General features: G+C 61.9%; 16 protein-coding genes. 14 read left to right on the forward strand and 2 right to left on the reverse strand.

The window, feature by feature from the left end; translation table 11 throughout:
• Positions 1 to 56: 56 nt before the first annotated feature.
• From ispD to rlmB, 5 genes are all read left to right on the forward strand, one after another.
• Positions 57 to 839, forward strand: coding sequence for a 2-C-methyl-D-erythritol 4-phosphate cytidylyltransferase (gene ispD, locus AYX22_RS04865; RefSeq protein ID WP_207596371.1), 783 nt, complete (start codon positions 57 to 59; stop codon positions 837 to 839).
• Positions 839 to 1,396: a 2-C-methyl-D-erythritol 2,4-cyclodiphosphate synthase gene (ispF, locus tag AYX22_RS04870; RefSeq protein ID WP_207596372.1), complete on the forward strand. Its 558-nt coding sequence runs from the start codon at positions 839 to 841 to the stop codon at positions 1,394 to 1,396. The genes ispD and ispF overlap by 1 nt, the downstream gene beginning before the upstream one ends.
• Complete coding sequence (locus tag AYX22_RS04875) at positions 1,389 to 1,745, forward strand: hypothetical protein (protein WP_207596373.1); 357 nt, start codon at positions 1,389 to 1,391, stop codon at positions 1,743 to 1,745. Before ispF ends, AYX22_RS04875 begins: the two co-directional genes overlap by 8 nt.
• Positions 1,746 to 1,780: 35 nt before the next feature.
• A complete protein-coding gene (cysS, locus tag AYX22_RS04880; RefSeq protein WP_207596374.1) occupies positions 1,781 to 3,238 on the forward strand; it encodes a cysteine--tRNA ligase in 1,458 nt (485 codons plus the stop codon).
• Positions 3,239 to 3,318: 80 nt separating this feature from the next.
• Entirely contained in the window at positions 3,319 to 4,311 is a 993-nt protein-coding gene (gene rlmB, locus AYX22_RS04885; RefSeq protein WP_142936564.1) for a 23S rRNA (guanosine(2251)-2'-O)-methyltransferase RlmB, read from the forward strand.
• Between the two features lie 710 nt (positions 4,312 to 5,021).
• Here the strand turns inward: rlmB and AYX22_RS04890 are convergent.
• Complete coding sequence (locus AYX22_RS04890; protein ID WP_207596375.1) at positions 5,022 to 5,831, reverse strand: carbon-nitrogen hydrolase family protein; 810 nt, start codon at positions 5,829 to 5,831, stop codon at positions 5,022 to 5,024.
• Between the two features lie 238 nt (positions 5,832 to 6,069).
• Between AYX22_RS04890 and glgX the strand changes: the two genes are divergently transcribed.
• The 7 genes from glgX (at position 6,070) to AYX22_RS04925 (ending at position 13,940) form a co-directional block, all read left to right on the forward strand.
• A complete protein-coding gene (glgX, locus tag AYX22_RS04895) occupies positions 6,070 to 8,184 on the forward strand; it encodes a glycogen debranching protein GlgX (RefSeq protein WP_207596376.1) in 2,115 nt (704 codons plus the stop codon).
• Between the two features lie 26 nt (positions 8,185 to 8,210).
• Positions 8,211 to 8,669, forward strand: coding sequence for a ribonuclease domain-containing protein (locus AYX22_RS04900; protein WP_207596379.1), 459 nt, complete (start codon positions 8,211 to 8,213; stop codon positions 8,667 to 8,669).
• 6 nt (positions 8,670 to 8,675) lie between these two features.
• Complete coding sequence (locus tag AYX22_RS04905; RefSeq protein ID WP_207596380.1) at positions 8,676 to 9,035, forward strand: barstar family protein; 360 nt, start codon at positions 8,676 to 8,678, stop codon at positions 9,033 to 9,035.
• A 311-nt stretch (positions 9,036 to 9,346) separates the two neighbouring features.
• Positions 9,347 to 9,673: a hypothetical protein gene (locus tag AYX22_RS04910; protein WP_207596381.1), complete on the forward strand. Its 327-nt coding sequence runs from the start codon at positions 9,347 to 9,349 to the stop codon at positions 9,671 to 9,673.
• Between the two features lie 195 nt (positions 9,674 to 9,868).
• The gene (locus AYX22_RS04915) at positions 9,869 to 10,717 is read left to right on the forward strand and encodes a hypothetical protein (protein ID WP_207596382.1); all 849 of its coding nucleotides are present in this window, start codon (positions 9,869 to 9,871) and stop codon (positions 10,715 to 10,717) included.
• A 167-nt stretch (positions 10,718 to 10,884) separates the two neighbouring features.
• A complete protein-coding gene (locus tag AYX22_RS04920; RefSeq protein WP_207596384.1) occupies positions 10,885 to 11,925 on the forward strand; it encodes a hypothetical protein in 1,041 nt (346 codons plus the stop codon).
• A gap of 164 nt (positions 11,926 to 12,089) precedes the next feature.
• Positions 12,090 to 13,940 (forward strand): ATP-binding cassette domain-containing protein, encoded by a 1,851-nt coding sequence (locus AYX22_RS04925; protein ID WP_242703612.1) that lies wholly within the window; start codon positions 12,090 to 12,092, stop codon positions 13,938 to 13,940.
• Positions 13,941 to 14,065: 125 nt separating this feature from the next.
• Here AYX22_RS04925 and glgP read toward each other — a convergent pair whose 3' ends face one another.
• Entirely contained in the window at positions 14,066 to 16,690 is a 2,625-nt protein-coding gene (gene glgP, locus AYX22_RS04930; RefSeq protein WP_207596392.1) for an alpha-glucan family phosphorylase, read from the reverse strand.
• Positions 16,691 to 16,815: 125 nt separating this feature from the next.
• Between glgP and AYX22_RS04935 the strand changes: the two genes are divergently transcribed.
• Positions 16,816 to 18,900, forward strand: coding sequence for an alpha-1,4-glucan--maltose-1-phosphate maltosyltransferase (locus AYX22_RS04935; protein ID WP_278251956.1), 2,085 nt, complete (start codon positions 16,816 to 16,818; stop codon positions 18,898 to 18,900).
• Positions 18,900 to 20,696, forward strand: a complete 1,797-nt coding sequence (gene treS / locus AYX22_RS04940) for a maltose alpha-D-glucosyltransferase (RefSeq protein WP_207596393.1) — start codon at positions 18,900 to 18,902, stop codon at positions 20,694 to 20,696. The genes AYX22_RS04935 and treS overlap by 1 nt, the downstream gene beginning before the upstream one ends.

Raw genomic sequence — 20,696 nt, forward strand, 5'->3', positions numbered from 1 at the left:
CCGGTGGTGCGAAAGCGCCGCCGGGTTTCTTTTTGCCACAAAGTACTCTGGTGACCATGAGTAATCCTTCCAAGCGCGCCGTTACGGCCGTGATCGTGGTTGCCGCCGGTTCCGGTGAGCGCCTCGGCTACGGCATGCCCAAAGCCCGGGTTCCGCTGGGCGGCGAAGCCATCCTGATGCATGCCCTCCGTGGGGTGGTCGCAGCGGACGTCGCGCGCCAGATCTGCATTGCAGTGCCCAAGGGCGACACCGAACTCCGCGAGTTGATCGCCGACTTCACCATTGACCTGGTGGATGGTGGCCCGGAAATCTCAGTGGTCGACGGCGGATCATCCCGTGCTGATTCCGTCCGGGCCGCTTTGGCTGCTTTGGAAGACGGCACGGAATTCGTCCTTGTGCACGATGCAGCCCGCGCCTTGGCCCCGGAGCGCGTCTTCGAGCGCGTAGCCGATGCCCTGGCCTCCGGTGCGAAAGCTGTCATTCCGGCCATGCCGGTGGTGGACACCATTAAGACCGTCGCCGAGACCACGGGCAGGGACTCGTCCATTGCGCCGGAGATAGTCACGGGAACGGCGCCGCGCGAACACCTCAGGGCCGTGCAGACGCCGCAAGGCTTCGAACTGGCCACCCTGCGCCGCGCCCACGAGGCTGCTGGACTCTTTGACGACAAACAAGCCGCCACCGTGACGGACGACGCCATGCTGGTGGAGCTGCTGGGTGTTCCGGTCCACTCCGTCCGCGGGGCCAGCCAGTCCCTTAAGATCACCACTCCGCTGGACCTCATCATCGCTGAAGGCCTCCTGGAAGGTCCGCTGGGGATTCGATGGGTGGAGGGCTGATGACGTCGAGCCGGGACATGATCCTGCCCCGTACCGGCATCGGTGTGGACGTGCACGCGTTCGCCCCCGATGATGATCCCCAACCGCTCTGGTTGGGCGGGCTCTTCTGGGAAGGCGAGCAAGGACTCTCGGGGCATTCGGACGGCGATTGTGTGGCCCACGCGGCAGCCGATGCGCTCTTCTCCGCCTGCGGGATCGGGGACCTCGGCACGCACTTCGGTACGGACCGACCCGAATATGCAGGAGCCTCCGGGGTGACGCTGCTCAGCGAGGCAGCCCGCATCGTCCGTGCAGCAGGGTTCGAGATCGGGAACGTCGCCGTGCAGTTCGTTGCCAACCGACCCAAGTTCGGCCCCCGACGGGAAGACTCCCAGCAGGTTTTGAGCGAGGCCGCGGGTGCTCCCGTCAGCGTTACGGCCACCACCAGCGATGGCCTGGGCTTCACCGGCCGCGGCGAGGGAATCTCCGCTGTCGCCACGGCCCTCGTTTACCCGGTCAGCGCCCACGAGGTGGCGCCGGCGGAGCCGAGTCCCGCGAAAGGTGCGCCGCATGCGTAAGCTGCCTGCCGACGTCATGCGTTCCGCAGTGGCGCTGTCCGCAGGCCTTGCCGCGGTCCTCCTGCTGGGCGGTTGTGCCGGGACACCGAAGATGGACGTGGCGGCCAGCTGCGAGTTCCTGAACAACGACACCTTCAAGCCCGAGGGCAACCAGCAGCAGCAGTCCAAGCAGATCGCTGCGCACTATCACGGGATCGCGGACAAACTGGCTCCGGAGATCGGCAACCCGATCAAGGACATGGCGGCGATCATGGACGAAGCCGCCGCTTCATCGCTCGGCGCGGCCACCAAGGACCAACAGGAGAAGCTCACCGTCCAGTTCAACAAGATCGGCGAATACTGCAAGTAGGCAGGTCATGCCGTGTCATCGGCTAATCTGGAGCGGTGACCCTGCGCTTCTATGACACCGCCTCCGCCGAAGTCCGCGACTTCGTTCCCCTCGAAGACGGCAAGGCCAGCGTCTACTACTGCGGGGCCACTGTCCAGGGAATGCCGCACGTGGGCCACGTCAGGTCGGCCATTGCCTTCGACCAGCTGACCCGCTGGCTCGAATTCCGTGGCCTCCGCGTCACAGTGGTGCGGAACGTCACCGACATCGACGACAAAATCCTTGCCAAGTCCGCCCAGTCCTTTGGGCCGGACTGGGACGCCGAACCCAGCGCGCGCCAAGCTGAAGAATGGTGGGCGTTGGCCTACCGCTACGAGCAGGAGTTCGAGGACGCCTACGACTCCCTGGGAGTCCAGCGGCCAACCTACGAGCCCCGCGCCACCGGCCACATCCCGGAAATGCACGCGCTCATCCAGCGCCTCATCGACCGCGGCCATGCCTACCCTGCCTTGGACGATTCCGGCGATGTCTACTTCGATGTCCGCTCCTGGAGCAAGTACGGCTCGCTGACGCGGCAGAATATCGATGACATGCAGGGAGCCCCCGACGCCGACCCTCGCGGCAAGCGTGACCCGCGGGACTTCGCGCTGTGGAAGGGTTTCAAGGACGGCGAGCCCGTTACCGCCAAGTGGGACTCCCCGTGGGGTGCCGGACGTCCCGGCTGGCACCTCGAATGCTCTGCCATGGTCACCAAATACCTTGGCCCGCGGTTCGACATCCACGGTGGGGGGCTGGATCTCCGTTTCCCGCACCACGAGAACGAGATGGCCCAGTCCCAGGCTGCCGGCGATGAATTCGCCAACTTCTGGATGCACAACGGCATGGTCACCTTCGAGGGCGAAAAGATGTCCAAGTCCATCGGCAACACGGTGAGCCCGGCCGAAATGCTGGAGCTCGCATCGCCCCGCGTGGTCCGTTACTACCTGGGCCAGGCGCACTATCGCTCCATCCTGGATTACCGGCCCACCTCGCTGCAGGAGGCAGCTGCCGCCGTCGAGCGTATTGACGGTTTCATTGCCAAAGCGTCGGCCAGGCTCAGCGGCGGCTCCGCCGCTGAGGTGGCACCGCAGGCCAACATGCCGGCGGCCTTTATTGCTGCCATGGACGACGACCTGAATGTTCCGCAGGCGCTGGGTGTGCTCCACGAGACCGTCCGCGCGGGCAATACCGCCTTGGCGTCCGGCGACCTCGATGCCGCCAAGGCTGCCCTTTACAGCGTGCTCTCCATGACCGAAGTTCTTGGCTTGGATGCGGTCAAGCGTCCGGAAGCCGTGCAGGGACGCGAGCACGCCGCATTGGAGGTACTGATCGACGCTCAACTCGCAGCCCGGGCCACCGCCAGGGCCAGCAAGGACTGGGCCGCATCCGACGCGATCCGCGACACCCTGGCCGCAGCCGGCGTCGTCGTCGAAGACGGTGCGGACGGGGCCACCTGGAGCCTTAAACGCGACTGAAGAACCCGCGCGGCGGCCGAATTGCATCGGGTCAGTAGACTTGATTCCAGACTTACTCACAAAATCAAGGATGGAATCTCATGGCCAACAATGGTCGCCGGTCGGTCAAGCAGAAGAAGGGCCCCACCACCGGAACCGGTGGCCACGGCCGCAAGGCCCTGGAGGGCAAGGGTCCCACGCCCAAGGCGGAGGAACGCACCTACCACAAGGCATACAAGAACAAGCAGCTGGCTGAACGCTCAGCTGCCAAGCGCGGATCCGGCACCCGTCCCGGTGGCGCCGGTGCACGCTCCGGCCCTAAGGGACGTGCAACCGAAGAGCTGGTCACCGGCCGTAACTCGGTGGTCGAAGCCCTCCGCGCCGGCATCCCGGCCAAGGCACTGCACGTCGCCATCCGCATCGAGATGGACGACCGCGTCAAGGAATCCCTCAAACTCGCAGCTGAGCGTGGCATCCCCCTGCTCGAAACCGGCAAGGTTGAGCTGGACCGCATGACCGAGGACGCTGTCCACCAGGGCCTCGTCCTGCAGATCCCGCCGTACGAGTACGAGGACGCCTATGACCTCGCAGAGACAACCCTGGCCAAGTGGAAGAAGGGGCACATCTCCAACGCCCCCATCTTCGTTGCCCTGGACGGCATCACCGACCCCCGTAACCTCGGTGCAATCATCCGCTCCGTGTCCGCGTTCAGCGGCCACGGCGTGATCGTTCCCGAGCGTCGCTCCGTAGGCGTCACCGCGTCCGCGTGGAAGACCAGCGCCGGTGCCGCTGTCCGCGTACCTGTGGCCCGCGCGTCGAACCTCAACAATGCGCTCAAGCAGTTCAAGAACATGGGCATCTACGTCCTGGGCCTGGACGGCGATGGCGATGTCTCCCTGCCTGACCTCACCGTTGCCACCGAGCCCGTCTGCATCGTGGTCGGCTCCGAAGGCAAGGGCCTAAGCCGGCTCGTCCGCGAAAACTGCGACCAGATCGTCTCCATCCCGATCGACTCCGCCATGGAGTCGCTCAACGCTTCCATGGCCGTAGGCATTTCGCTGTACGAAGTGTCGAGGCAGCGCGCCGCTAAGTAGTCCTTGCTGAGGCGCCGCAAGCGCCATCCTTCGCATGCTCGATCGTTCTCCGCTTGGACGCATGCTTCCGGATGGCCCCTGCGGCGCCTTTTGTGTGCCTGGAGTGCCGTAGGCGGCTATAACCCTCTCTCACGTCCCTCGGGCTTGAGCGGCACGCTCTCTCACGTCCCTCGGGCTTGAGCGGCACGCTCTCTCACGTCCCTCGGGCTTGAGTGGCACGTTCTCTCACGTCCCTCGGGCTTGAGTGGCACGTTCTCTCACGTCCCTCGGGCTTGAGTGTGGCACGTTCTCTCACGTCCCTCGGGCTTGAGTGGCACGTTCTCTCACGTCCCTCGGGCTTGAGTGGCACGTTCTCTCACGTCCCTCGGGCTTGAGTGGCACGTTCTCTCACGTCCCTCGGGCTTGAGTGGCACGTTCTCTCACGTCCCTCGGGCTTGAGTGGCACGTTCTCTCACGTCCCTCGGGCTTGAGTGGCACGTTCTCTCACGTCCCTCGGGCTTGAGCGGCACGCTCTCTCACGTCCCTCGGGCTTGAGTGGCACGCTCTGAACTCTTCGGGGCCTCTTGCTTTCGGTAGTAGTCCCAGTACCCAGCGAGCTTTCCTTCACTCAGAAACCTCGGGACGTGAGAGAGCGTTGGTTTGAAGGGCTAGGGATGTGAGAGAGCGTTGGTTTGAAGGGCTAGGGATGTGAGAGAGGATCGGTGGGGGAGTCAGAAGTCGCGGCGGTTGGCCAGCACCGGGAGTTTTTGGCGGGCTTCCTGCACCACGGCGGGATCCAGGTCGTGGAAGATCAGGCCGGGTTCGCCGTCGAGGGATTCCAGGACCTGGCCGAACGGGGATACGACGGCGGAGTACCCCACCCCCGTGGGCGCGGCACCTTTGGGCTCAACGCCCTGCGTGGCGGGATCTCCTTGGCCGCACGCGAGCACGAACGTGGTGGTGTCCACGGCGCGGGCCCGGGCAAGAAGTTGCCACTGCTCGGCTTTGCCCGGCCCGGCTCCCCAGGACGCCGAGACGATGTTCACCACCGCGCCACGATCAGCGTTGGCCGTGAACAAGGCAGGGAACCGGATGTCGTAGCAGGTGGCTAAACCAAAGGTGAGGCCGCCGGCGTCGAACGTTACGGGGTCTGTACCTGCCTCAACGGTGTCCGACTCGGCGAAGCCGAACGCGTCAAAGAGATGGATCTTGTCGTAGCTAGCCTCGACGCCAGGCCCGGTGGCCAGCAGCGTGTTCCGCACGCGACGCGCTCCTGAATCCGAAGGAGTGCCGGGGGTGAACATGCCGGCCACGATCACTATCTGCAGTTCGTCGGCGAGGGCGCGCACCCGCCCGGCCCACGGCCCATCCAGGGGTTCAGCGACATCCAGAAGAGAATTCCCGAACGCGCGCATCATGGCTTCGGGGAAGACCACAAGTTCGGCGCCGCCGCCTTTCGCCAGACGGGCGTACTCCTCCAGGAGCCGCAGATTGTCGGCCAGATCCCGGCCGGTGATGACTTGGGCGAGTGCCACGCGCACGATAGAACCTCCTGTTGTCTCCGTCCCAGTATGCCAAGCGGGTGGGACAACAGCTGGTCCATGCGACTTATTCGCGTCGTCTCCCCGCCGCGCAGCTGGCGTCGGAACAGCGTTCCAGCACGTGAGCGGCCCAAGTAATCCGGCCATCAGCAGGCAAGTAATCAAATCGCGACGAGGAACGTCGTCACATGCGCGGCCGGCGCGGCACATACTTGGCGTGGAACTAAACTTGCAAGCAATGGTTATGCCTATTTTTGACACAGCAGCCGCCGTCGACGCCTCGCGGCCACGGCCCCTCGGACTGAGCACGCCCCAGCCCGGCCTTGACGATGCCGAAATGACGCAGGACCACCAGGTGAACGTGGCAGTTTTCGCGCCCGACCTGAAACAGGTGGAGATCGCCTTCCAGGCTCCCGGAGAGCCGTGGCGCGCCCACATCCTTCCCAACCTTGAGGATGGAGTGCATTTCGGGCTGGTCAGTGGGATGCCTCCGGGCACCCGTTACGGTTTCCGCGAGGCCCCTTCCGAGCGCGGCTTCCCCTTGTCCCTGCCGGCTGTGGACCTGGACGACGACGGCGAACATCGCCTGTTGCTTGACCCCTACGGCCGCGCTGTGGACCAGCGGGGCGAGTTCCTCACCAGTGTGCACGTGGAAACAGGTTTTGACTGGGGCGAGGACCGGCCGCCCCGCATTCCTTTGCGAACCTCCGTCATCTACGAAGCGCATGTCCGTGGTCAGACGATGCTGCACCCGGAGATACCGGAACACCTAAGAGGTACCTACGCCGGGATGGCACATCCGGTGATGATCCAGCACCTTACCGAGCTCGGCATCACGGCCGTCCAGCTCCTGCCCATCCACTTCCACCTGGATGAGTCCCACCTCCAGGACCTGGGCATGACCAACTACTGGGGCTACAACACAGCCGCCTTCTTTGCACCGCATTCGGACTATGCCACAGAGGCGGCGCGCAAGGCCGGTCCCCACGCGGTACAGGACGAGCTCAAGGGCATGATCAAGTTGCTGCATGCGGCGGGCATCGAGGTCATCCTGGACGTGGTGTACAACCACACCGCCGAAGCTGGTCCGGATGGACCGCCCCTGAGCTTCCGTGGACTGGCAGAGAAGCGCTACTACCGGCACGATGCCCATGGGCGCTACCTGGACACCACCGGCTGTGGAAACACCTTGGACTTCAGCGATCCCGTGGTGGTGGACCTGGCCCTGGATTCCCTGCGGTATTGGGTGAACGACTTCCACGTGGACGGCTTCCGCTTTGACCTTGCCGTGACCTTGTGCCGGGACGCGGGCAACACCTTCGACCCCCAGCATCCCTTCCTGCAGGCCATCGCGGAGGACCCGGTACTGTCCGAGGTCAAGCTCATTGCCGAGCCGTGGGACGTCGGTTACGGCGGCTGGCAAACAGGCCGTTTCCCCCACGGTTGGTCGGATTGGAACGACCATTTCCGTGACGGCGTCCGCAGCTTCTGGCTGTCCGACCGTGCCGCCATCGAAGCAGGCGGCCAGGGCGGTTCCGTGGCATCGTTGGCTGAACTCATGGCCGGTTCCGCGAACCTCTTCGCATCTTCCGGACGCACGCGGCTTGCATCGGTCAACTTCATCACGGCCCACGACGGCTTCACGTTGAAGGACCTGGTGAGCTACGACCGGAAGCACAACGAGGCCAACGGTGAGCAGAACCGCGACGGCCACGGCGATAACCGCAGCTACAACCACGGTGTTGAGGGCCGGAGCGAGAACGAGGCCATTGTGGCCGCCCGCGCCCTGTCCGTCCGCAACCTGATGGCAACCCTGCTGTTGTCCTTCGGCGTCCCCATGATCACGGCAGGCGACGAAATCGGCCGGACCCAGCAGGGCAACAACAACGCCTACTGCCAGGACAACCCCACGGCATGGCTGGATTGGAGCCGCACCCAGGAAGCCAACGCCATGTTCCGGACTACGCGTGAGCTGGTCCGGCTCCGCCGCTGGTTCCTGCGCCACCAGCCTGAGAGTTTCCCCGGCAACGCGAACGATTCCAGCCTGCAATGGTTCGACGACAAAGGCCAGCGGATGACTCCCGCACGTTGGAACGATCCCAATGTGCGCTCCGTCCAGCTCCTGATGGGGCACGAGGACAGCGAAATCCGTGGCTTGATCGTAGTGAACGGAAGCAACCAGGATGTGAAGATGGTGCTGCCGGAGATCCTGAGTGAAACGGGCATCGGCAAGCGCATGTTTGAGCTCCGCTTCACAACGTCGGTGCTGCATGAACGGCGGAAGGGCGCGTTGGTGGCCTCAGGCGAGCGGGATATCCTGCAAGCCAACACCATCAACATCTACCGCACGTAGGCACTCACCCTTCAGGAGCTCTTCGCATGAACCGCAGCCGCAGCAAACTGGTGGCGTTCGCGGGGTTGGTGATCGCCGTCGTCGTGTTGGTGGTCGCCATGGTGGGCGGTGGCTCGCTCACGGCCACACCCACAGCGCCAAGCACGACGCCGGAACCTGGCTCCGTGTCGACGTCGGCCGCAGCGGTGGCAAACCCCTCAACGCTGCCCGCCATCAATGCCTCCCAGTTGCCCAAGGAAGCCCGTCAAACGCTGGCGCTGATCGCCAAAGGCGGCCCTTATCCCTATAGGGAAGACAACGGAAATTTCGGCAACTTTGAAGGCCGCCTGCCCAAGAAGACCAGCGGCTTCTACAAGGAATACACGGTGACCACGCCAGGAGAATCGGACCGGGGCGCCCGCAGAATCGTCGTGGGCAAGGACTCAGCCAAGTACTACACCCCGGACCATTACAAGTCGTTCAAGTTCATCGTCGAAGGCAAGTAGGAGCCCATGAAGATATATTCAGCAGACACCTGGACCCTGGAAGAACTGCAGGAACAGATTTCCGACGCCGGCCGCAGGACCGTGATGGTCCCCCCGGCAACCACCAAGCAGGCGGTCCTGGAAGTCTTCGCCCAGGTCCTGGACTTCCCTGAGTACTACGGCGTGAACCTGGACGCCCTGAACGACTCCCTGCACGACTACGCCGACGCCCTCTCTGAGGACGACGGCGGCCCCGTCACCATGATCTGGCAGGTCCCGGCCGCCTACCGCACAGACCGATCCTTCGGGGTAGTCTGCGAAGTCCTCCAAGACGCAGAGCGCTACGCCGGCCGCGACCTCGCAGTCATCGCCGTTTTCGAGAATTAGTCGCGCCAAGGTTGCTGGCCACTGCACAAACAGCGGCTTGCGTGCTCTGACGGAGAGCTGGGATGTGGCTCAGCATTGATTCCCGTGCGTTCGTGATGCCCGCCGAGACGCTTAAGTGGTGCGTGCCACCCAATCGTGACGCAAGAATTTAAACATTTCTGTGCTTTCTCCGGTTATTACCATAGTTTGACGTTAAATGTGTCGAGCGATACATTTTGAGGGGCCTTTAGGGTCTACGTCAATGCGTGTTGGGGAACGCGCAGGATTAATTGCTGACCTCATTCCGCACCAGCTGAAATGAGGATCACGATATGAAGAAGCTTGCACGGATGGCTGCTGTCATCGCACTATCTACCTCGGTGCTCTTTGCCGCCAGTCAGTCGGCGAATGCCAGTATTTTCTATGCAGACAATAACTACGGCGGTGCTACATACGGAGCCGACAACTCGACCTGGATGGGGTCGTTTGATAACAAGGCAAGTTCGGTAAAGAACTTCGGCTACTACGTCACTTGGTGGCAGGACATCAACTATGGCGGTGCCGGCTTTGGCAGCGCTAACGACTATAGCGCCATGGGTTGGTATGTACCCTTCCTGGGTACGTGGAATGACAACATCAGCAGCTTCCACAGGGGCTAAACCTACACGGCCGTTCGCATAACGAAATGTGAATAGCACCATGTTTTGACCTGCTGATCAAAGAATTGGCAGGTCAAAGTTCCTGTCTGTGAAGAGGCTCGGCTACTACTAAGTCGAGGCGTAAGAAACGAGATTGGATGCGGGATGGTGTCGAGGACAACTCTTAAGCGACGGGCATGCTGGAAAAGGTATTTTGTGGCCTCGCTTGCCATAGGCGTAGCGTTGGCTATTTCGTCGTGTTCGGAGGGTGTGGACAGTTCAATCACGCCGGACTCATCGGGAAAAGTGAATCTGGATTACGAGAACTCTCTGATCGTATTCCCAGTGGACGCGTATAGGATTTCGGCCCGTGATCGCTCTCAGATTCTCCTGGCGAGGGAAGTCATCATGACCACGTGCATGAAGAAATTTGGCTTCATCGATGATCCGAATGCTGCTTATCCGAAGGCAGAGAACCGGAACTTCGGCGTGTGGAACGTTGATCGCGTGAGACAGCACGGCTTTCGGCTTATTGGAGAAGACGCTCAATCGAACAAGAAGCACGACGAGGCAGGTACGTGGGGGGATGCCAGGTACAAGTGTCTTGCCAGTGAAAAGAGCAAGATCGATGAAGTCACTCCACCTGATGACCTGATGAATGGTGGTGCTGCAGCGGAGATCGCTGTGAAAAGTCTCGGTATGGCATCAGAAACTGACGCTTGGAAGAATGCCAAGGGCGACTGGGACAAATGCATCTCAGCGGCTGGCCTGACACCCGGGCGGGACGCCGCCAACGCCAAGTGGTCGAGCCAGCAGTCCTTTGACCTGCAGGCGAGGACAGATCAGCAAAACCCGTCGAAGTCGGACACAGCCGAGGGCGTCCGAATCGCCACGATTGAGGCCGAATGCAACCAGGAAGTCCGACTCACCCAAACGCTCGGTGATATTCAGGCAAGCTACCAGCTGCCGCTTATCAAGCAGAATGAGGCAGTTCTTACCGAGCTCAAGAAGAAGAGCCAGAACTATGTAGATGCCGCTGAGAAGTTACTGAAAGAGACGCAGTGATCGATGAGCATCCCCGGCAGAGAGCTGCGGAAGCTGTCGGATTGAGTCGACTCTCGCGACGGTGGCTAATCGTCCTGTTGGCAGTCACCGCAGTTATGTCCGCGGGGGTGGGGTTGCTCGCTGGAATCGTCTTTGATCAATCAGAGATCATCCGGCCAGAGGACTCCATGGCTGAGATTCCTGTCTATGCCATGGTTGAAAACCGTGTCGTCGACGACCGTCTTACCTACTCAGGAGTTGTTAAGGCCGGACCGGCGGTGCCTATCCACATTGACTTAGAGGGTCAGGAACCGATTGTCGTGCGCCAGACGCTTCAGGCGGGGGACACGTTGAAGTGGGGCGACCTTGCAGGTGTGGTTTCAGGCAAGCCCTATTTCGTCCTGCCTGGTCCGCTCCCTTTGTATCGCAATCTTTCCCGAGGAGATGCGGGAGATGACGTTTTGGCGCTGCAACGGGCACTTCTGCAGTTGGGGTACCCTTCCTCCGAATCTGGTCACATGGACAGCGCAACCATGGATGCTGCATCCTCTTTCTTTGCCAGCGAGGGTTTCGCCTTGAGCAGCGGGAGAATGCCTACCGAGCAAAGTCAACAAGTCGAACCGGGAGCTACACCAAAAACCACGGCACCAGTCGACGCTAAAACCGCCACGCTCTCGATCCCGTACAGGCAACTGATAGCCCTCCCCGTCGCCAGCGCGACCGTTGTCTCCGCGCTGAACATAGGGCAGAAAGTTACGCCCGAGAGTCCTCTCGCCATGTTCCAGGCCGAAGATAACTTCGTGGAGTTTATCGCCGAGGTCCAGCAGGCTGAGTCTCTCAAGGCAGGCCAGGATGTCACTGTCAGGGTCGCGGAAAAGCAAATGACAGGACGGATAACTGGGCTGGGTCCATTCACTGATGCGGGAGATGGCCGACGTGCGGGACATCCCGTGACGGTTGAGCCTACGAGTAAGGCGGATCTGGTCTTATTGACTCCCAATTTGAGTGTCACGGTGGCTGGCCAAGGTAGCGCGGCAGAAGCCCTCGCTGTGCCGTTATCTGGTATCCGACAGGATGCCGAAGGCACCTACGTTCTCAGAAGCTCGGGCGACGGAAGAAACTCAAAGGTCCCCGCAACGCGCGTCGCCATCACGATTCTTCGGTCAGGGGGAGGTTTCGCCGCAGTCTCTGGTGATCTCAGCCAAGGTGACGAGGTCCAAATATCGTGACGATTTCACGACCGGGGCCTCTCACGCGCAGAGCAGAATATACAGGCTCCGATAACGCATTGGCGATCAGCCTGGAGAGAGTATCGCGTACATATCCAGGTGCCGATTCCCCCGCTCTATCTGACGTCTCACTGGCAATTGAGTCCGGTGAGTTCGTGTCCATTGTGGGCCCTTCAGGCTCAGGGAAATCGACGCTTTTGAACGTCTTGGGCTTGTTGGACAGAGCAAGCTCCGGACGTCTCGCCATTCGTGGGCAAGCCGTCGACGCCGCTTCAGAACGAAGCCTCGACACGATGCGATTACGCCTGATTGGGTTCGTTTTCCAGTCCTCAAACGTCATCGGTGACGATAGTGTGATCAGCAATGCTGCTATCGGATTACGGGTCCAAGGCGTGCCGATGGACGAGCGGGCGTCGGCTGCCTTGGACGCGCTGGAGTTCGTAGGTCTGGAGCATAAACGCAAGGTCCAAGCCAAGCTCCTATCAGGCGGCGAACGGCAACGACTTGCAATAGCACGGGCAATTGCGACACACCCGCGGATCATTCTTGCCGACGAGCCAACAGGCAATCTTGATTCAAACAACAGCAGACGGGTCATTGAATACCTTCGGAAACTCAACTCCGAAGGTGTCACCGTCATTGTCATCACCCATGATGTGGACGTGGCGAACCAAGCGGATCGCCGAATTGAGATCCGGGACGGTCGAATCACGAGTGACGTCGAAACGAAGTCCCAACCAATGCCGCAACCTAGGGTTCCGGTCGACCTCGAGCCGTTTGGTGCAGCCAGTCAGCAGTCATGGGTCTCTCGCACCGTGTGTTCCCTCATGGATGACTGGGGCGATGCACTGAGCGCGCTCTCGGCCCGCACCCTGCGAACAATGCTTCTCATTCTTGCATTTGCGATTGCCATCGGGGGGATGACGGGTGCCCTGGGTATCAGTTCGACGACGTCGAATGCCATAAACAATCGGCTGGCTATCGCCTCACAGGATCGGCTGTCCATCTCCATCGAAGACGGACCTGCCGTGCTTCGAGACGATTTCGATGGGCTTCGCTCCGGGGTAGATCGCATTGCCCGTCTTCCTCATGTAGTCGGCGCATCCTATGTGTACTCAGCGGTTCCGGCAGACGTACACATAACACGGGTTAAGCCCTCCGACCTGGAACCCGAAACGCCATTGTCACTCCACTCCTCCTCGAAGAACTACTTCAATGACTTCGGAATCGAGCTAATTCCCCACAACATCCGAAGTGCCCTCGATGACCCACTAGCTGGTCCACTCGCAGTAGTCTCGACAAAGGCGGCAATTGCGCTCGACATACCGTTCAGCAAGAAATCCGGGCCGGCGACAGGGGTGAGCATATGGATCGATGACCAACTTGTGCCGATTGTTGGTGTCTTCGAACCTGGCCCAAACTTTCCTGAGTACGCTGACTCCGTATTCGTAAACGCCAGCATCATGCGTGCCGTCTCAAGATCAGACCTAAAAGTTCAAGTTCGAACCGAAAAGGGCTTCTCGGCTGCGATTGCCCGAGTAGCACCGCTTGCATACTCGCCGAGCGACCCGGGGAAGGCAAAAGTAGACGTCACAGCCGATATTCAGTCAATCAGGCAGGATGTCTCAAATGATCTCGGGTCGCTCATCGCATTGCTATCGCTGGTCCTGATGCTCCTGGCGATCATCACTGCGGCTTCCTCGATGTACCTGACCGTTCAGAACCGATCGGCAGAGATAGCCCTTCGACGAGCGATCGGCTCAAGTCGATGGCTAATTTGCCGATCCTTCATCCTTGAGGGCTTCATCGTTGGAATGACAGCAGGTTCGCTCGGCGGCATCATCGGAACTGTGACCACGCTTTGCGTCTCCTGGATCCAGGCCTGGCCGCCCGTATTGCCCCCGGAGCTATGGCTGGTGGGAGTCCTTCTGGGTGCGACCACCGGTATTGTGAGCGCCATATACCCCGCGTGGGTCGCCAGTCGCCAAGATCCCGCTATTGCGATTCGCGCGTAGCAATCCCACCTGAGTTTCCCCCCGAACCAGCTTCGTGGATGCTAAACAGTACCCTCCCCCAGCGGCCGCCCGCTTTTCCGTCGTTGAGCAACAACGGAAAAGCGGGGCCATACACTTTCAAAGGCTTAGGCGTTCGCGATCAACCCCAGCTCAGCTTTGGAAGCCAGCGCCGAGTGCTTCGGGAACACCCGGACGGTGTAGCCGAAGGAACCGGACCGATTGATGACCACGGAGCCGTTGAACAGATGCCGTCCGTTGCCGAGGTCTTCCACGGAGTCCAGTTCAGCCACCACGATGTCCTCGAGTTCGTCGGACTCCTCGGCCCGCCCAAAAGCTACCTCGACGGACACGTCATCCGGGGTGAGGCTGTTGAGGGCCACGTAGGCGTTGACCTGGAGGCTGTCGCCTACCTGGGGTTCCTCGGAGACCCCCACGGAGTCAACGTGCTCCACCATTACCTGGGGCCACGCGTTCCGGACCTTGGTGGTCCAGGCGGCGAGTTCCTTTGCTTCCTTGAAGGATTCGGCAACAGCCCTGCGCCCGGAAACAGCGGCCGGGCAGTAGAGGTTGTTGACGTAGTCGTGGAGCATACGTTCCGCGGAAACGGCGGGGCCGAGGTTTGCCAAGGTGTGCTTGATCATGGATACCCAGTGAGTGGGAACGGTCTCGCGGCTGGACTCGGACGGTCCCGCAGCTCCAGCGCCTTGGGCAACGGTGGTGCCGTAGAAGCGCGGAGCTACCTGGTTTTCGAGGAGCTCGTACAGAGCGGACGCTTCGATGTCGTCACGTTCATCCGCTGAGGCGCCGTTGTTGGCTGTGGGAATCGCCCAACCGTTTTCGCCGTCGTACATTTCGTCCCACCAGCCGTCCAGGACGGACAGGTTGAGTGAGCCGTTGATGGCTGCCTTCATGCCGGAGGTGCCACAGGCTTCCAACGGGCGGAGCGGGTTGTTGAGCCACACGTCGCAGCCCGGGAACAGGGTCCGTGCCATGGCGATGTCGTAGTTGGGCAGGAAGACGATCCTGTGCCGGACTTCGGGATCGTCGGTGAAGCGCACCAGGTCCTGGATCATCTTCTTGCCGGCATCGTCTGCGGGGTGCGACTTGCCGGCGATGACCAGCTGGATGGGGTGTTTCGGATCGAGCAACAGGGCCTTCAAGCGTGCGGGGTCGCGCAGCATGAGGGTAAGTCGCTTGTAGGTGGGCACGCGACGGGCAAAGCCGATGGTGAGCACGTCCGGGTCCAGCACGGAGTCGGTCCAGCCGAGCTCGGCGTCGGCGGCGCCGCGCTTCTTCCAGGAGGCCCGGAGCCGGCGTCGGACGTCTTCGATGAGTTGGGCGCGGAGCTCCCGGCGGAGTGCCCAGACGTCTTCGTCGCTGACGTTGTAGGCAAGGTCCCACCGGCCCAACGCTTCAGCCTCGGCGCCAAACTGGTTCCGGGCCAGGGTGGAGATGCGGGGGTCCACCCAAGTGGGGACGTGGACGCCGTTGGTGACGGAGGTGATGGGGATCTCGGAGTGGTCGAATCCCGGCCACAGGCCTGCGAACATTTCGCGGGACACCACGCCGTGCAGCTTTGCCACGCCGTTGGCACGCTGCGCCAGGCGCAGGCCCATGACTGCCATGTTGAAAACGGAAGGGTTTCCGCCGTCGAAGTTTTCACGGCCGAGTTCCAGGATGCGGTCCGTGGGCACCGCAGGTGCCAGTCCGGCTTCGAAGAAGTGCTTGATCTGGACGGTCTCGAAGCGGTCGATGCCGGCGGGGACGGGCGTATGCGTCGTGAAGACGGTGGACGCGCGTCCGGCCGCGAGGGCCTCGTCCCAGCTGAGGGGCACGGTGGGATCGGACATGGCTTCCTGGATGCGTTCGATGCCCAGGAACCCTGCGTGGCCTTCGTTGGTGTGGAAGACTTCCGGCGCGGGGGTGCCGGTGAGTTCCTGATAGACGCGGAGGGCCTTGACGCCACCCATACCCAGGAGGAGTTCCTGCTGAAGCCGGTGGTCGCCCCCGCCGCCGTACAGGCGGTCGGTGATGCCGCGGGCGGCTTCATCGTTGGAGGGAACGTTGGAGTCCAGCAGCAGCAGCGGAACGCGTCCGACGTCGGCACGCCAGACGTGCGCGTGGAGTTCGCGGCCGTTGGGCAACGGAAGGGAAATGTGGACGGGCTTGCCGGGCATGCCGTCCTTGCCGGGGTGGCGAAGAAGCGTGAGCGGCAGGCCGTCGGGGTCCAGCACCGGGTAGGTTTCCTGCTGCCAGGCGTCCCGGGACAGGGACTGCTTGAAGTAGCCGGCCTGGTAGAGGAGCCCGACGCCGATCAGCGGCACGCCGAGGTCCGAGGCGGCTTTAAGATGGTCGCCTGCCAGGATGCCGAGGCCGCCGGAGTACTGCGGAAGGACCTCAGTGATGCCGAATTCGGGGGAGAAGTACGCAATGCAGGCGGGAGCGTCTTCGCCGAGGCCCTGGTACCAGCGCGGTTCGCTGAGGTACCGGTCCAGGTCGGAGGCAGCTGCCTGAACCCGCTCCACCACGTCGCCGTTGTTGGCGAGGTCCTGCAGTTGTTCGCGGCTGATGGACCCCAGAAGGGCTATGGGGTCGTGCTGCGACGCCTCCCAAAGAGCCGGGTTGAGGCTCCCGAAAAGTTCCCGTGTGGGCCGGTGCCAGGACCAGCGCAGATTGGTCGCCAATCGGGCCAGGGGCCGGATGGGCTCGGGGAGGACGGTACGGACTGTAAACCTTCGAATAGCCTTCACGAGCGCCACACTAACGGACGGACATGGCAGTCGGAACTGGATTGGGTTTCTTTTAGGTAAAAGTCATCTTGCGTCGAGTAGATAGGTCGTGTGCTTAGCATTCTGTGATTTTTGTCGCTAACGTCGTGGTTGTGACGAAAACCGCGCGAACCATCACCGCTCTGAAATCCAAGACGACTACGGACATCACCCAGGGACTGCGCTTCGGCCGGTTCCCCATCACTGCCGTGCAGCCGGTGGTTGAAGGTGGCCGTTTCCCGGCGAAGGCCTTGCCGGGCGAGGACCTCGTCGTCGGCGCCACAGTCTTCCGTGAGGGCCATGACCAGCTCGGCGTGTCCGCTGTGCTGCTCGATCCCCGGGGCAAGGAACGTCAGCGTGTCCGCCTGACCCCTGCCGAGGGTGAGCAGTGGAAAGGACTGGACCGCTGGGAGGGCCTGATCACGCCCACCGGCACCGGGGCTTGGTCTTTCGTTATTGAGGCGTGGCACGACCGTTACGGCACCTGGCATCACAACGCTGAGGTCAAGGTGGGCGCAGGCATCGACGTTGAGCTGATGCTCGCCGAGGGCGCTGCCCTCCTCGCGGAAGCAGCCGACGACGCCGGACGCAGCGCTGTTGAGAAGCGCACCTTGCGTGCCGCTTCCGTCGTGCTGGCCGATACCACCAAGACTGCCGAGGAGCGCCTTGGCGCCGGTTTCAGCCCTGAGGTGCTGGCCGCCGTCGGACGTGTTCCGATCCGTGAACTGGTGACTGTTTCCGAACGTTTCCCGCTGCAGGTGGAGCGCGACCTCGCGGGTCGTGGTTCCTGGTATGAGTTCTTCCCCCGCTCAGAGGGCGCTGTCCTGGATCACTCCACTGGTGTGTGGACCTCCGGTAATTTCCGTACGGCAGCCAGGAGGCTCGACGCCGTGGCGGAGATGGGCTTCGATGTCATCTACCTGCCGCCCATCCACCCGATCGGTTTCCAGCACCGCAAGGGCCGCAACAACACCTTGACGCCGGGACCACAGGACCCGGGTTCGCCGTGGGCCATCGGTTCCAAGGACGGCGGCCATGACGCCATCCACCCTGAACTGGGCACCTTTGACGACTTCGACGCCTTTGTGGCGCGCGCCAACGAGCTGGGGCTTGAGGTTGCCTTGGACCTTGCCCTGCAGGCAGCCCCGGACCACCCGTGGGTGACGTCCAACCCCGAGTGGTTCACCACGCGGGTGGACGGTTCCATCGCCTACGCGGAAAACCCACCGAAGAAGTACCAGGATATTTATCCGCTGAACTTTGATAATGACCCGACGGGACTGTCCAAGGAAATCCTGCGCATCGTGCAGTTGTGGATCAGCCACGGCGTGAAGATTTTCCGCGTGGACAACCCGCACACCAAGCCTGTGTGGTTCTGGGAATGGCTGATCGGCAAGATCAACAAGAAGAACCCCGAGGTTGTCTTCCTGGCGGAGGCCTTCACACGCCCGCCGATGATGCACGCCTTGGGGCGTGCTGGCTTCCAGCAGTCCTACACCTACTTCACGTGGCGGAACACCAAGACCGAACTGGAAGAGTACTTCCACGAAGTCAGCCATGTGAGCCCGGCGTACTTCCGCCCGAACTTCTTTGTGAATACCCCGGACATCCTCACCGAGTACCTGCAGTATGGCGGTCCGGCAGCCTTCCGCATCCGGGCTGCACTGGCTGCAACGGCCAGCCCGCTCTGGGGTGTCTACGCAGGGTTCGAGCTCTACGAGCACGTGGCCCGTCCGGGTGCCGAGGAGTACATCGACAACGAAAAGTACGAGTTCAAGGCGAGGGACTGGGAGGGCGCCGCCGAATCAGGACGCACGCTGGCGCCCTACATCACCAGGCTCAACACCATCCGCAAGAAGCACGTGGCGCTGGGCGACCTGCAGAACCTGACACTGCACAGCAGCACGGATGATGCCACGATCGTGTACTCCAAGCACAAGACGCTGCCGGATGGCACCAAGGACACCTTGATCATCGTGGTCAACGTGGATCCGCACAGCACCCGCGAAAGCACGGTCTCCCTGGACCTCGCGGCCCTGCAACTGGACCCACGGGACCTTAACGAGGACGGCCGGTTCCGGGTGGATGACCTCATCAGCGGCGAGAGCTGGGAGTGGGGCGAGCACAACTACGTCCGCCTGGATGCGCATGTTGAACCGGCACACATCCTGAGCATCCGGAGGCAGCTTTAGTGAGTTTTTCTCCGCAGAACCCCAGCCAGTACTTCACTCCGAAGAACACCTTCGAGTTGAACGCCCCCGGTCTCCAGCATGATCCACACTGGTACCGCAAGGCAGTCTTCTACGAGGTACTGGTGCGGGCCTTTGCGGATGCCAACGGGGATGGCTCCGGCGATTTCCATGGGTTGATCGAGAAACTGGACTACCTCCAATGGCTGGGCGTTGATTGCCTCTGGTTGCCACCGTTCTTCCATTCGCCGCTGCGGGATGGTGGCTACGACATTGCGGACTACACGTCCGTGTTGGATGAGTTCGGCACCATCAGCGATTTCAAGCGGTTGGTTGCCGAGGCACATGCCAGGGGCGTCCGCGTCATTATCGACCTTCCGTTGAACCACACCTCGGACCAGCACCCGTGGTTCCAGGAGTCGCGCAAGGACCCCACGGGTCCCTACGGCGATTTCTACGTCTGGAGCGATACGGATGAGAAATACCAGGACGCCCGGATCATCTTCGTTGACACCGAGGAATCCAACTGGACGTTCGATCCCATCCGCCGGCAGTTCTTCTGGCACCGCTTCTTCAGCCACCAGCCGGATCTGAACTTTGAGAACCCCAAAGTCATCGAGGCCCTCTATGACGTGATCCGGTTCTGGTTGGACCAGGGGATTGACGGGTTCCGTGCGGACGCCATTCCCTACCTGTTTGAGGAAGATGGCACCAACTGCGAGAACCTGCCGGCCACGCACACCTTCCTGCAGGACCTTCGGCGCATGGTGGACGCGAACTATCCCGGCAGGGTGATCATTGCGGAGGCCAACCAGCCGCCGCATGAAGTGGTGGAATACTTCGGCACCGAGGAAGCACCCGAATGCCATATGGCGTTCCACTTCCCCATCATGCCGCGGCTCTACTACGCACTGCGTGACCAGAAGGCCGCACCCATCATCGAGACCCTGCGGGAGACCCCGGACATTCCCAAGGGCGCCCAGTGGGGAACTTTCCTGCGCAACCATGATGAGCTCACCCTGGAGATGGTGCCGGCCGAGGAACGCGCCGCGATGCTGGGCTGGTATGCCCCTGATCCCCGGATGAGGGCAAACATCGGCATCCGCCGCCGGCTCGCGCCGCTTCTGGACAACTCCCGGTCCGAGATTGAGCTCATTAATGCGCTGCTCCTTTCCCTGCCCGGCAGTCCCTTCCTGTATTACGGGGATGAGATCGGGATGGGCGACAACATTTGGCTCGATGACCGTGATGCCGTCCGCACGCCGATGCAGTGGAACCCGGACCGCAACGCAGGTTTCTCCGGAGCAGATCCGGGCAAGCTGTACCTGCCGGTCATCCAGTCGCTGGTTTACAACTACGGCATGGCCAACGTTGAGGCCCAGGCCGCGCACTCCGGTTCGCTGCTGCGCTGGACCCGCCAGATCCTCAGCGTCCGCAAGAACCACCCGGTGTTTGGTCTGGGCGGCTTCCGTCACATCGAAGCCGATCATGAAGTGGTATTGGCCTATGTACGGGAATTGCCGGCAGGCAACCCCGAGGGCGAGGACGCCGAAACGATTCTGTGCGTCTTCAACCTCTCCCAGCACCCTGTGTCGGCAACGTTGGACATCCCCGAATTCGCGGGCCGCGGCCTGCGCGATATTTTCGGCGGCCAGCCATTCCCGGCCGTCGGCGACAACGGTCATCTGACCGTGATGCTGGGCAGCCACAGCTTCTACTGGCTGCGGGTGCGCTCGGCCTTTTCCAATCCGTCGTCGCCTTTTACCCAGGCGATTCCCGTGGTGACCTCCAAAGGATGA

This window comes from Arthrobacter sp. D5-1, from assembly GCF_017357425.1.
GTDB lineage: Bacteria > Actinomycetota > Actinomycetes > Actinomycetales > Micrococcaceae > Arthrobacter.

Bases quoted from the DNA above. Each gene is read 5' to 3' on its own strand.
- ispD (WP_207596371.1), top strand. From the start codon at position 57: ATGAGTAATCCTTCCAAGCGCGCCGTTACGGCCGTGATCGTGGTTGCC.
- ispF (WP_207596372.1), top strand. From the start codon at position 839: ATGACGTCGAGCCGGGACATGATCCTGCCCCGTACCGGCATCGGTGTG.
- AYX22_RS04875 (WP_207596373.1), top strand. From the start codon at position 1,389: ATGCGTAAGCTGCCTGCCGACGTCATGCGTTCCGCAGTGGCGCTGTCC.
- rlmB (WP_142936564.1), top strand. From the start codon at position 3,319: ATGGCCAACAATGGTCGCCGGTCGGTCAAGCAGAAGAAGGGCCCCACC.
- glgX (WP_207596376.1), top strand. From the start codon at position 6,070: ATGGTTATGCCTATTTTTGACACAGCAGCCGCCGTCGACGCCTCGCGG.
- AYX22_RS04900 (WP_207596379.1), top strand. From the start codon at position 8,211: ATGAACCGCAGCCGCAGCAAACTGGTGGCGTTCGCGGGGTTGGTGATC.
- AYX22_RS04905 (WP_207596380.1), top strand. From the start codon at position 8,676: ATGAAGATATATTCAGCAGACACCTGGACCCTGGAAGAACTGCAGGAA.
- AYX22_RS04910 (WP_207596381.1), top strand. From the start codon at position 9,347: ATGAAGAAGCTTGCACGGATGGCTGCTGTCATCGCACTATCTACCTCG.
- AYX22_RS04920 (WP_207596384.1), top strand. From the start codon at position 10,885: ATGGCTGAGATTCCTGTCTATGCCATGGTTGAAAACCGTGTCGTCGAC.